The organism is Kitasatospora sp. NPDC048298, from assembly GCF_043201465.1.
Classification (GTDB): domain Bacteria; phylum Actinomycetota; class Actinomycetes; order Streptomycetales; family Streptomycetaceae; genus Kitasatospora.
In genome coordinates this window covers 1-12071 of sequence record NZ_JBICYZ010000128.1, presented here as the reverse complement: position 1 = coordinate 12071, position 12071 = coordinate 1, and the positions used below count along the sequence as shown (strand labels likewise).

At 75.1% G+C, this 12071-nt stretch carries 7 protein-coding genes and 1 pseudogene; 2 read left to right on the top strand and 6 right to left on the bottom strand.

Translation table 11 applies throughout. From position 1 onward, the window contains the following. Window positions 1-182, top strand: a pseudogene (locus ACGF0D_RS43385) (ATP-binding protein); the annotation flags it as partial. A 78-nt stretch (window positions 183-260) separates the two neighbouring features. On the opposite strand, the gene cimA reads toward ACGF0D_RS43385, so the two are convergent. The 4 genes from cimA to ACGF0D_RS43365 form a co-directional block, all read right to left on the bottom strand. Then, window positions 261-1865, bottom strand: coding sequence for a citramalate synthase (gene cimA / locus ACGF0D_RS43380; protein WP_392926001.1), 1605 nt, complete (start codon window positions 1863-1865; stop codon window positions 261-263). Between the two features lie 388 nt (window positions 1866-2253). Further along, window positions 2254-3366, bottom strand: a complete 1113-nt coding sequence (locus ACGF0D_RS43375) for a branched-chain amino acid aminotransferase (protein WP_392925999.1) — start codon at window positions 3364-3366, stop codon at window positions 2254-2256. Window positions 3367-3615: 249 nt separating this feature from the next. Beyond that, window positions 3616-4653, bottom strand: coding sequence for a 3-isopropylmalate dehydrogenase (locus ACGF0D_RS43370; RefSeq protein ID WP_392925996.1), 1038 nt, complete (start codon window positions 4651-4653; stop codon window positions 3616-3618). A 9-nt stretch (window positions 4654-4662) separates the two neighbouring features. Further along, entirely contained in the window at window positions 4663-5280 is a 618-nt protein-coding gene (locus tag ACGF0D_RS43365; RefSeq protein WP_392925993.1) for a Uma2 family endonuclease, read from the bottom strand. 132 nt (window positions 5281-5412) lie between these two features. Here ACGF0D_RS43365 and ACGF0D_RS43360 point away from each other — a divergent pair, with 132 nt between their 5' ends. Then, window positions 5413-7911 (top strand): YfhO family protein, encoded by a 2499-nt coding sequence (locus ACGF0D_RS43360; protein ID WP_392925990.1) that lies wholly within the window; start codon window positions 5413-5415, stop codon window positions 7909-7911. Window positions 7912-7960: 49 nt separating this feature from the next. On the opposite strand, the gene ACGF0D_RS43355 is transcribed toward ACGF0D_RS43360, so the two are convergent. Together ACGF0D_RS43355 and ACGF0D_RS43350 are read right to left on the bottom strand one after the other, a co-directional pair. Further along, a complete protein-coding gene (locus ACGF0D_RS43355; protein WP_392925987.1) occupies window positions 7961-11332 on the bottom strand; it encodes a S8 family serine peptidase in 3372 nt (1123 codons plus the stop codon). A gap of 227 nt (window positions 11333-11559) precedes the next feature. Next, window positions 11560-11721 carry a hypothetical protein gene (locus tag ACGF0D_RS43350; RefSeq protein WP_363382932.1) on the bottom strand — a complete coding sequence of 54 codons (162 nt, stop codon included), beginning with the start codon at window positions 11719-11721 and terminating at the stop codon, window positions 11560-11562. Between the last annotated feature and the right edge of the window lie 350 nt (window positions 11722-12071).

The window sequence follows — 12071 nt, the reverse complement described above, 5'->3', positions numbered from 1 at the left end:
CCTTCGTCGTCGCCCTCAACGGCTTCGACGGACACCAGCCCCACACCCCCGACGAAGTCCGCGAAGCCCTCCAACTCGGCGCCGACACCCCCGTCATCACCCTCGACGCCCGCCGCCGCGACAGCGCCAAGAGCGCCCTCATCACCCTCGTCGAACACGCCCTCCTCGCCCGACTCCGCTGAACCGGCGGTGCTCGGACATGCCGGCGGCCCGCGGGACTTCCTGCGAAGTCCCGCGGGCCACGGGTGTGTTCGGGCCGGCTATTCGGTGGGCTCCAGGCCGGCCCGGATGAGGCCGTAGGTGTACGCGTCCTCCAGCGCCAGCCAGGAGGCGGCGACCACGTTGTCGGCCACGCCCACCGTCGACCAGGTGGCGGCGCCGTCGGTGGACTCGATCAGCACCCGGGTCTTGGAGCCGGTGCCGTGCTGGCCCTCCAGGATGCGGACCTTGTAGTCCACCAGCTCGAAGGTGGCCAGCGGCGGGTAGATGCCCTCCAGGGCCGTGCGCAGCGCCTGGTCCAGCGCGTTGACCGGGCCGTTGCCCTCGCCGGTGGCGATCCGGCGCTCGCCCTTGGCCCACAGCTTGACGGTGGCCTCGTTGCCGGTGAAGCCGTTCGGACCCTGCTCGCTGATGGTCCGCCAGGACTCCAGGGTGTAGAAGCGGTCCCGGCTGCCGCGCACCTCGTCGCGCAGCAGCAGCTCGAAGGAGGCGTCGGCGGACTCGTAGGTGTAGCCGAGGTTCTCCTGCTCCTTGACCTTGGCCACCACCCGGCCGGCCAGGTCCCGGTCGCTGGAGAGGTCGTAGCCGAGCTCCTTGCCCTTGAGCTCGACGGAGGCCCGGCCGGCCATGTCGGAGACCAGCATCCGCATGGTGTTGCCGACCCGCTCGGGGTCGATGTGCTGGTACAGGTCCGGGTCGACCTTGATCGCGGAGGCGTGCAGGCCCGCCTTGTGGGCGAAGGCCGAGTAGCCGACGTACGGCTGGTGGGTGGAGGGGGTCAGGTTGACCAGCTCGGCGATCGCGTGCGAGATCCGGGTCATCTCGGCCAGCCGGCCCGCGGGCAGCACCCGGCGGTCGTACTTGATCTCCAGCGCGCCGACCACCGGGAACAGGTTGGCGTTGCCGACCCGCTCGCCGTAGCCGTTGGCGGTGCACTGGACGTGGGTCGCGCCGGCGTCCACCGCGGCCAGGGTGTTGGCCACCGCGCAGCCGGTGTCGTCCTGGGCGTGGATGCCGAGCCGGGCGCCCGTCCTGGCGAGCACGTCGGCGACGATCTCCCGGACCCCGCCGGGCAGCATCCCGCCGTTGGTGTCGCAGAGCACCACCACGTCCGCGCCGGCCTCGTGCGCGGTGCGGACCACCGACACGGCGTACTCGGGGTTGGCCTTGTAGCCGTCGAAGAAGTGCTCGCAGTCGATGAACACCCGCCGGTCCTGGGAGCGCAGGAACTCGACGCTGTCCCGGACCATCTCCAGGTTCTCGTCCAGGGTGGTGCGCAGCGCGAGCTCCACGTGCCGGTCGTGCGCCTTGGCGACCAGGGTGATCACCGGGGCGCCGGAGGTGACCAGCGCGGCCAGCTGCGGGTCCTCCGCGGCCTTGCCGCCGGCCCGGCGGGTGGCGCCGAAGGCGACCAGCCGGGCGTGCTCCAGCTCCAGTTCGGCGGCGGCGCGGGCGAAGAACTCGGTGTCGCGCGGGTTGGCTCCGGGCCAGCCGCCCTCGATGAAGCCGACCCCGAACTCGTCCAGGTACCGGGCGATGGCCAGCTTGTCCGCCACCGTCAGGTTGATGCCCTCCCGCTGCGCTCCGTCGCGCAGCGTGGTGTCGAACACGTGGAAACTGTCATCGGTACGGGTGACCTCGGTCATGACCCCTGGTTCTCCGTTTCGGGGAGGTTGGGTACTGCTCTGCCGGACTTTTCCGTCCCGGCTCCACTGTCCATGATCCCGCGCGCGGTCCCGGTGTCCCCGGGCCCCTTGTGGGGGCCGTCGGCCGGTCCGGGAGAAACAAAAAGACCCCTCGCGGGTGCGAGAGGTCTGCGCGCGGGTCTGGACGCTAGTGGTCGCTCCGCATCGGGTCGTGCGGGAAGCGGTCACTGCGGACCGGCGCGCCTGCTGCTAATAATCAGCGAAAGCGAGGACACGCTCGCAGTCTGGCACAGCTGCCCGGGATCCGGCCCGCCCGTCTCGCGATGCGAAACGGGCGGGCCGGACGGGCCGGACGGGCCGGGCGGGCGGACCGGCGGGGTGTGCGTGATCAGACGATCTTGTGCAGCCACTGGTGGGTGTCCGGGGTCTGGCCGCCCTGGATCGACAGCAGCGCCTTGCGCAGCTCCATGGTGACCGGGCCCGGCTCGCCGGCGCCGACGGTCCAGTCGGCGGCGGCGGACTTCACCGAGCCGACCGGGGTGATGACGGCGGCGGTGCCGCAGGCGAAGACCTCGGTGAGGGTGCCGTCGGCGTTGGCCTGCTGCCACTCGTCGGTGGAGATCCGGCGCTCCTCGACCGCGTAGCCGAGGTCGGCGGCCAGCTGCAGCAGCGAGTCGCGGGTGATGCCGGGCAGCAGGGCGCCGGACAGCTCCGGGGTGACGATCTTCGCGTCCTTGCCCTCGCCGAAGACGAAGTACAGGTTCATGCCGCCCATCTCCTCGACCCACCGGTGCTCGGCGGCGTCGAGCCAGACCACCTGGTCGCAGCCCTTCTCGGCGGCCTGGGCCTGGGCGACCAGCGAGGCGGCGTAGTTGCCCGCGCACTTGGCGGCGCCGGTGCCGCCGGGGGCGGCCCGGACGTACTCCTTGGACAGCCAGACCGAGACCGGCTTGATGCCGCCCTGGAAGTAGGCGCCGGCCGGCGAGGCGATGATCATGAAGAGGTAGGAGTTGGCCGGGCGGACGCCCAGGCCGACCTCGGTGGCGAACATGAACGGGCGCAGGTAGAGGCTCTGCTCCGGCTCGTTCGGCACCCAGTCCTGCTCCTGGCGGACCAGCAGCTCGACGGCCTCGACGAAGGTCTCCACCGGCAGCTCCGGCATCGCCAAGCGGCGGGCCGAGGCCTGGAAGCGGGCGGCGTTGGCCTCCGGGCGGAAGGTGGCGATGGAGCCGTCGGCCTGGCGGTAGGCCTTCAGGCCCTCGAAGATCGCCTGACCGTAGTGCAGGGTCATGTTCGCCGGGTCGATCTCCAGCGGCGCGTACGGGGCCAGCTGGGCGTCGTGCCAGCCCACGCCCTCGGTCCACCGGATGGTGACCATGTGGTCGGTGAAGACCCGGCCGAAGCCGGGGTTGGTCAGCCGGGCCTCGCGCTCCGCTGCCGGCAGCGGGTGGGCGGAGGGCTTGAGGTCGAACGTGATGGGCGCCTGGGTGGCCGTGCTCATGGCTGTTTCCTTCACCGTGGGTTGGTAAGGGCCGCCACCGCCGCGGATACGTTTCGGCGAAATTCACCGGAATGGACGCACAACGGCACGGCCCACTGTCGATACTCGCATCCAGAGGGCCGTGCCGAACAGCTGTCCGCCCCATTTCCGGGGCCGCAGGCTGCGGTTATGCGCGGTCCGGCCCGCAGGCCGGAGTTCCGCTTCGGGATCCGGCCCGCTGGCCGGAACCTCGTTCTCGGATCCGGCCCGCTAGCCGGATACTCGGGCGGCGAGCGCGTCGCCGACCTGGGAGGTGCTGCGGGTGCCGGAGCGCTCGGCCAGGTCCGCCGCGACGGCGGCCTCGACCGTGGCGGCCTCGGCGGCGAAGCCGAGGTGCTCCAGCAGCATCGCGACCGACAGCACCGTGGCGGTCGGGTCGGCCTTGCCCTGGCCGGCGATGTCCGGCGCCGAGCCGTGCACCGGCTCGAACATGGACGGGAACTCGCCGCTCGGGTTGATGTTGCCGCTCGCGGCCAGGCCGATCCCGCCCGTGACGGCGGCGGCCAGGTCGGTCAGGATGTCGCCGAAGAGGTTGTCGGTGACGATGACGTCGAACCGCTCCGGCTGGGTGACGAAGAAGATGGTCGCCGCGTCGACGTGCAGGTAGTCGGTGGTGACCTCGGGGAACTCCTGGCCGACCTCGGCGAAGATCCGCGTCCACAGGTGCCCGGCGTGCACCAGCACGTTGTTCTTGTGCACCAGGGTGAGCTTCTTGCGCGGCCGCGCCTGCGCCCGGCGGTAGGCGTCGCGCACCACGCGCTCGATGCCGTACGCGGTGTTCAGGCTGACCTCGGTGGCCACCTCCTGCGGCGTCCCGGTGCGCAGCGTGCCGCCGTTGCCGACGTACGGGCCCTCGGTGCCCTCGCGGACGACCACGAAGTCGATCTCCGGCTGACCGGCCAGCGGACCCTTCACCCCGGGGAAGAGCCGGCCCGGACGCAGGTTGATGTGGTGGTCGAAGGCGAACCGCAGCTTGAGCAGCAGCCCCCGCTCCAGCACGCCCGACGGCACGCTCGGGTCGCCGATGGCGCCCAGCAGGATCGCGTCGTGCGACTTCAGCTCCGCCAGCACGCTGTCCGGCAGCGTCTCCCCGGTCCGGTGGTAGCGCCGGGCCCCGAGGTCGTACTCGGTGGTCTCCAGCTTCACGTCGGCGGGAAGCGCGGCACCCAGGACCTTGAGGCCTTCGGCCACCACTTCCTGGCCGATGCCGTCACCGGGGACTACTGCGAGACGAATGGTGCGAGACATGCTCGGACCCTACTCCGCCGTCCCAGGTGCTGACACCTCACGTCCACCATGCGGACGGTCGAAGGCGATTGCCAGTGGAAACGGGCGTCGAACTGTCAACCGCTCACGGAAGGTTCCACTCAACACGTACTCAGCCGAGGCCGTGGACAGTTCGTGGATGTGGGCAATCGGCCGTCCCTGCACGTACTCGACACGCCAGAAGTACCGGATCCCAGCAGCAGCGTACTTCCGCGGCTTGACCTCGCGATCCCACTCCGCCTCGCCCTCCTCGGTCACCTCGACAACGAGCACCACGTCCTGCGGGAGCCAGAACGTCTGCTCAGGCCCGGTGTCCGCACGGGAATCGACCACCATGAGATCGGGCTCCGGCCGATTGCGGGAGTCGATCTTCAGCCCCATTTGTCGCCAGACCTCCCACCCCTCCGGTACCTGATCCACCAGTTGCCGATCCAGCCAGCTGACCGTCTTGGAGTGAAACGCCGACTGCCGAACGGAGAACACCAGGCTTCCAAGCAGCAACTCCGTGTGAGGCGGGAGGTCCGGCAGCCGGTCCAGATCGTCGGCGGTGTAGCCGCGGGCCGGTGGCCTCGACCACTCCGGTGTCGGCAGGTCGCTACCCGTTGCCATGGGAACACAGTCGCAGGCCCGACCACGCCCTCGCCATCTCTTCACCCTTTCGAGCGAGCGCGCGTGACGCGGGGGGCGCTGGCGGCCTGCTTAGGGTGGCGGGGTTCGGCGAGGCGCGTGGACGGGGTGCGGATGGGTGAGCGGCGGCGGGAGGTGCTGGTCTGCGGGGGTGCCGCGGGGCTGGCGGCGGGCGGGTACGGGCTGGCGGCGGCGCTGCGCGGGCGGTGGCCGGCCGGGGCCGATGCGGTGGCCGTGCCGTACCACGCCCACCTGTGGGACCTGCTGCACGGACAGGCCGCCGGGGACCTGCTACTCGACTGGAACAGCGGCTACGGCACCCCGTTCCTGGCGGACTTCTTCGCCTACCTGATGAACCCCTTCTCCTGGCCCGCCGCGCTCCTCCCCCGCGACCAGGGCCGGCTCGCCGTCCTGCTGGTCACCCTGGCCACCATCGGCCTCGGCACCGCCCTGATGACCCGGCTGCTCGGCCGCCTCCACCCCGGCCCGCGCCGGCTGCGGGCGCTCGCCGCCGTCGGGTACGGGCTCTGCGCCTGGGTGCTGGACGTCGGCGGGGCCGCCCCGATGTGGCTCTGGGGCCTGGTCTCGCTGCCGCTGCTCGGCCTGGCCGCCGACTGGTGCCTGCGCGAGCGGCACTGGGTGGCCGGCACGCTGTGCGTCGCGCTCGCCTGGGCCGGCAACCTGTACACCGCCGCGCTGGCCACCCTGGCGGCCGGACTCCTGTTCGCCGTCCGGCTGTTCGCCGCCCCGCTCCCGCTGCGCCGGCGGGTCCGGGCCACCGGCCGGGCCGTCACCATGGCCGCCGCCGGGGTGCTGCTCGCCTCCCCCGTGCTGTTCGTCGCGGTGCTGGCCGCCCGTCGGGCCCAGCCGGAGTCCCCGGTCCAGCCGCTCGGCCCGTCCGGCGTGGGCGGCCACCTCGCCCGGCTGCTGCCCGCCACCCACGGCGGGCCGCAGTTGCCGGACGTGGCGATCGGCGTCTTCGGTCTGCTGGTGGTCTGCGGGTTGCCGTTCAACCGGCGGGTACGGCCGCGGGAGCGCGCCCTGTGGTGCGCGGCGCTGCTGCTGGTGGTGGCCGGCTTCCTCTGGACCCCGACCGTGCTGGTCTGGCACGGCCTGGCGATCCCGGCCGGCGGGCCGTACCGGGTGGCCTTCGTGCTCAGCGGGCTGCTGGTGCTGGCCGGCTGGGTCTCGCTGGCGCACCGCCCGGACCGGCTGACCGTGCTGGGCGGCGCCGCCGTGGTCGCGGTGATCGCCGGCCTGGCGGCGGGCCGGCACTCGGTTCGCCCGGCCACCTGGGTGCTGCTGGCCGTCGGCGGCGCCGTCCTGTCGGCGGCGCTGTGGCTGCTGGACCGCCGGCACGCCGACCGGCGGGCGAACGCCCTCGCCACCTGGGTGATCGGCGGCGCGGTGCTGGGCAACGCCGTCTGGTCCGGGTACGCGGCGCTGGGCGCGGCCCCCTCCGCCGGCGTCTCCCCGGCGGCCGTCCGGGCCGGGCACGCGGCGCTGCGCGCGGCCGCCGACTGGCCGCACGGCCGCAGCGACCCGGGCCCGCACGCGTTCACCCCGAACGACCCGCTGCTGCTGAACGGGCAGGGCGGCGGCTACTTCAGCGGCTACCTGCCGACCGTCACCGCCCTGCTGCTGCACGACCTCGGCGCGGGCTGGACGGCCGGCGGGCGGCAGACCGCGAGCGTCACCGACCCGGTCGGGCAGGCGCTGTTCGGCGTCCGCGCCCACCTCGACGACGGACCGCCGCCGTACGGCTTCGCGCCCGTCCGGGCGGCCGCCGCGCCGCCGCTGGTCACCGTGCTGCCCCCGGGAGCCCGGACGGAGACCTCCTCGGTCTGGGCCCGGCAGGAGTCGCTGCTGGGCAGCCAGGTGTACGACGCCCCGCTGCCGGTCCCGGCGGGCGGGGCGGTGCCCACGCTGCACGGCACCAGCGGCTGGTCGATACCGGGCGGCGCGGAGGGCACGGTGTTCACGGCCGCCTGCACGCCGGGCGGGACGGCCTACTTCCACGGGCTCTGGTACCGGGGCACGGTCAGCGGCCTCGGCACCGACTACCGCAGCGACGGCGAGCAGCCCACCACCGCCATGCCGATCCACCGGCTGGGGACCGTCCCGGCGGACGGGGTGGTCCGGGTGACGCTGCGGTCGGACGTGGTGAGCCAGGTCCCCGCCCGCCCGGTCGGCTGTCTGCGGGCCGGTGCCCTGGAGGCCGCCGTCGCCCGGCTCACCGCGACCGGCGCCACCCGGGTGGAGGCCGGCGGGCACACCCTGACGGCGACGCTCCCGGCCGGGTCCACCGGCACCGCGCTGCTCTCCGTGCCGGCCACCGACGGCTGGACCTGCGCGGTGGACGGCGGCCGGTACGCGGCCCCCGTCCCGGTGCTCGGCATGATCGGTGTCCCGCTGGGCGGGGGCGCCTCCCGGGTGGCCTGCGCGTTCCGCCCGCCCGGCCTCACCGAGGGCCTCACCGTCACCTCCGCCACCGCCGCCGTCCTGGCCTTGGTGGCCGTCTTCGCCCGGCTCTCCCGCCGCCCGACCCGCCTCCCGCGCGGCGACCGCCGCCGGGCGGCCCGAAGCTCCGACGGCCTGGACGTTCGTACCTGACGGGGCGGCCCGCCGGAGTCCCGGTGGGCCGCCCCTTCCGCCCGGGGGGTCAGGGCAGGTCGACCACCTGGGCCCGCCGCTCGGCCGGGTTCCGGTGGTACAGCAGCAGGAGCCGCGAGGCGTCGCCCGGCGCCCGCCGCACGTCGAGGACGGTGCCGGGGCCCGTCGGGGCCGCCACCGCGGCCGGACCGTCGAGGCCGGCCCGCGCGGTGAGCGCCGGCCGCAGGACGTCCAGCGGGACGGACGGCGTGGTGCCGTTCAGCCCGATGGCCGAGAAGGCCTCGGCGACGTCCGGCGTGCCGCCCCCGGTGTAGCCGGTCCACACGCCGTAGCGGACGGTGCTGTGCCCGGGCGCGACGCCGGGCAGGGCGCTCAGCCGGACGGGCAGCACCAGTACGTCGCTGTCCAGCAGCCCGGTGTCGGTGTCGCCCCAGTGGGCGTTGAGCGGCTGGACGTCCAGCTCGGCCCCGGTGCGGGCGTCCAGCGCGCGGGAGACCAGGACGTCGCTGCCGGACAGCCGGTCGGCCTTGAGGACGACGTCGGTGCTGCCGTCCCCGTCGGTGTCCAGCGCCACCCGCACCCCGTACAGCCCCACCGGGGTGGCCGCGGGCGCCCACAACCACGCTCCCACGTACAGCAGTCGGTCGTCGACGGCGGCACCGGCCGCACGCAGGTCGGCGGAGCGCTCACCGGGGTGCTCGACGCAGATCTCGTCCGCCGGGTCCGCCTGCGCCCCGGCGAGTTCGGGCCGCACGCCCGCGCCCGGCGCGACGGCCGCGCCGCTGCCGCCGGGCGGGCAGTCCGGCCAGCGGGCCCCCTCGCCGCCGAGCGCGAAGGCGCTGACCAGCCCCGGCTGTTCGCCGGGCGCGGCGCGGCCGCCGAGGGCGACCAGGGTGGCGCCGCTCGCGGCGGTGCGCACGGCGGCCGTCGCCGCGAGGTCGCCGGTCGGGCGCGGGGCGGCCAGCACCGGGATCCGCAGCTGCGGCAGCGTGCCGTCCCCGACCGGGGTGAGCAGCACCCGCCCGGAGAGCTCGCCCCGGTAGCTGCGGGCGTGGTCGCCCTGCACGGTGTCGATGGTCGGGTCGGGCGCGCGCCCCAGCTCCCCGGGCACGGACAGCGTCACCCGCACCCGCGCGGTGCCGCCCGCCGGGACGTCCACCCGGGCCGGCGTCACCTGGTAGGAGGCGCCGGGCAGTCGGGTGGCCGCCGCGTACGAGGTGCGGTAGGCGAGCGGCGCGCCGGAGGTGTTGCGCACCTCGATCTCCCGGGTCCGCGCCGTCGGCCCGGCCACCTCGACCGGCCCGAAGGAGACCCCGACGGCGCCCGCCACGGCACCCTCCCCCGCCGCGTAGGCGACGGCGGGGGTGCGGACCGCCCCGTCCACCCGGACCCGCCCGGCCCCGGTGCGCTCGGGCCCGTAGGCCGGCCCGCTGCGGTCGTCGCCGAGGAAGGTGTCCACGGTGGTGTTCATCAGCGCGGCCTTGACCTGCTCGACCGGCCAGTCCGGGTGCGCGGCACGGACCAGGGCGGCGAGCCCGGCCACGTGCGGGGTGGCCATCGAGGTGCCGCTCTCGCGCTGGCCGCCGGTGCCGCTGCCGACCAGGGCGGACCGGATGCTCTCGCCGGGGGCCGCCAGGTCGGGCTTGACCACGCCCGGGACGCCGATGCCGCGCGAGGTGAAGTCGGTCAGGGTGTCGACCCGCTCCGGCTGGTCCTGGGCGACGGAGGCGTGCAGGGTGTTGCCGGGCGCGGCGAGCCGGACCCGCACCGGCCCGGCGGCCGCGGCCTGGCGCAGCCGTTCGCCGTCGGCGCGGGCCAGCAGCGCGGCCGGGATCCGGTCGTTGCCGGAGATCTCGGCGAGGTGGTCGGAGTCGGCGGCGTACAGCGCCCCGATCGCGCCCGCGTCGGCGGCGTGGTCGGCGCGCGGGCCGGAGTTGCAGGCCCGGTCGGCTTCGCGGGTACGCCAGGTGAGCAGCGCGATCTTCCCCTTCAGTCGCTGCCGGTCGGCCTCGCCGAAGTCCGCGCAGCCGTCCGACTGGTCGACGGGCAGGGCGAGTTCACCGCTGACGTCGGCGGTGGACCAGCCCCGGTAGCGCTCGCTCCAGTGCGCCGGGACGACCCCGGCCCGGGCGGCGGGGGCGAGCACGGTGACACCGTCCACGTCGGCGTGGCCGTGCACCGAGGCGGCGACGGTGATCGCCCGGGCGGCGGTGCCGGGGCTGCCGCCGATGCCGTACACGTCGCCGTCGTTGCCGGCCGCCGCGACCACGACGGTGCCCAGTTCGGCGAGCCGGTCGACGGCCAGGGCTTCGGTGTCGTCGGTGCTGCCGAAGTGGCTGCCGAGCGAGAGGTTGACGACGTCCAGCCGGTCGCTCAGGTCACCGTCCCCGTTCGGGTCGGCGGCCAGGTCGAGCGCCTCGGTGACCCGGTCGGTGGAGCCGTCGCAGCCGAACACCCGGATCGCGTACAGCTGTGCGCCGGGGGCGGCGCCGGGGCCGATCCGGAAGCCGGCCGGGTCGAGCCCGGGCCCGTACGGACCGGTGTACGGGCGGCCGTCGGCGGTGACGCCGTACCCGGCGGCGGTGCCGGCCACGTGGGTTCCGTGCCCGTTGCGCACGCAGTCGATCGGGTTGTCGCCGGGGTGCGGCACCGGCTGGTGGTGCGGGGAGGCCGGGTCGGGGTCGTAGTCGTCGCCGACCAGGTCCCTGCCGCCGACGACCTTGGCGTTGGGGAACAGCGCGGGCGGCGCGGGCTTGCCGCGCTCCACCGAGCGGAAGGCCTCCTCGGTGCCGGGGCCGCCGAAGTCGGCGTGGGTGTAGTCGATGCCGCTGTCGACGATCCCGATCCGCATACCCTGCCCGGTGCCGGCCGCCCGGTCGCCGGCCCAGACCTGCGGGGCGCCGGTCAGCGGGACGGAGTGGGCGTTGTCGCGCCGCTTGGCGACGATCGGGTGGACGGCGCGGACGCCCGGCAGCGCCCGCAGCGCGGGCAGCCGGTCGGCGGGCGCGCTGACGGCGAGTCCGGTCAGCACGGTGCGGGTGCGGTAGAGCTCGCGGGTGGCGGGTGCCGCCCGGTGGACGGCGCCGGCCAGCCGGTCGAGCGCGTCCCCGGCCCGGGCGCGCTGGTCCGCGCCGGCCCGCGCGGCCTCCCGGCGGACGGCCTCCGGGGAGCGCTGGGCCCGCCGGGCGCCGTCGGCGGCGCGCCGCCAGGCGGGGCCGGCCGCCTCGGTGGTGAGTTCGAGCAGCACGGAGGCCGTTCGGCCCGGCCCCGGCGGTCCGGCGGACGGCGGTCCGGCGGACGGTGGCCCCGCGGTCGGTGGACCGCCCGCCGCCGGGGTGGCGGCGAGGACGGCGCTTCCGGCCAGCAGGGCCAGGGTGAGGCCGATCCGGGCGGCGGGTCGGCGGACGGATGGCAGACGCACTGGGCCCTCTCCCCCGGCAGGGGGACTGATCCGCACTCCGTGTCGCTGACGCCCGCCCACGCGAACGTCGATCACCCCTCCGAGGGCCCCAAATTAGGATGATCGCGCCGCCGGGGACGAGCAACTTCCCTCGGACGGACCGGGGTTGCACTCTACTGGGTGACATTCCGACGACCCGTACGGCCCATTCGGCGGATGAACGCCACCGCCGGCCGCTCCGCCGGACCTCAGTGGTGGCCGGTCACGCCGCCGTTGTCCCGGCGGTCCAGCGAGCGCTGCAGCGCGGCCGCCGCGAAGGGGTTCCGCTCGGCGGCCCGCCGGCGGCGCGGGGCGCGGACGGGGGTGGCGGCGGGGGCGGACGTGGCGTGACGGTCGGCGGTCGGCGACATACCGGGCTCCTTGGAAGCGGCGCCGCAGGAGGCGGGCGCGAAGAGGGGAAGGGAGCGCGGGAGCAGGGATCGCCTGCTCGTGAAGGCGCACGCCTACACGGGCCGCAGGCCCTGGCTACAGGGGCGGCACACCGTATGGCCCTTCCACGGTAAGGCCGCGCCCCGGCCGTGTCTGCACGAATACTTGGATTTCCTACTATCTGAGACGGGTGTCACCCGGGAGAACGCAGCGGGGCCCGGGCCCCCCCCGGGAGCGGGGGGCGGGGCCCCCCCGCGGCCCGGGGTGAGCCCCCCGGGGCCCCGCGCGGGCAGCCGGGGCCCCCGCCGCCCGGGGGGGGCGCCCACCACCC

Excerpts from the sequence above, each read along its gene's own strand:
- ACGF0D_RS43350 (WP_363382932.1), bottom strand. The coding sequence starts at position 11,721 with ATGTCGCCGACCGCCGACCGTCACGCCACGTCCGCCCCCGCCGCCACC.
- ACGF0D_RS43370 (WP_392925996.1), bottom strand. The coding sequence starts at position 4,653 with ATGTCTCGCACCATTCGTCTCGCAGTAGTCCCCGGTGACGGCATCGGC.
- ACGF0D_RS43365 (WP_392925993.1), bottom strand. The coding sequence starts at position 5,280 with ATGGCAACGGGTAGCGACCTGCCGACACCGGAGTGGTCGAGGCCACCG.
- ACGF0D_RS43360 (WP_392925990.1), top strand. The coding sequence starts at position 5,413 with ATGGGTGAGCGGCGGCGGGAGGTGCTGGTCTGCGGGGGTGCCGCGGGG.
- ACGF0D_RS43375 (WP_392925999.1), bottom strand. The coding sequence starts at position 3,366 with ATGAGCACGGCCACCCAGGCGCCCATCACGTTCGACCTCAAGCCCTCC.
- cimA (WP_392926001.1), bottom strand. The coding sequence starts at position 1,865 with ATGACCGAGGTCACCCGTACCGATGACAGTTTCCACGTGTTCGACACC.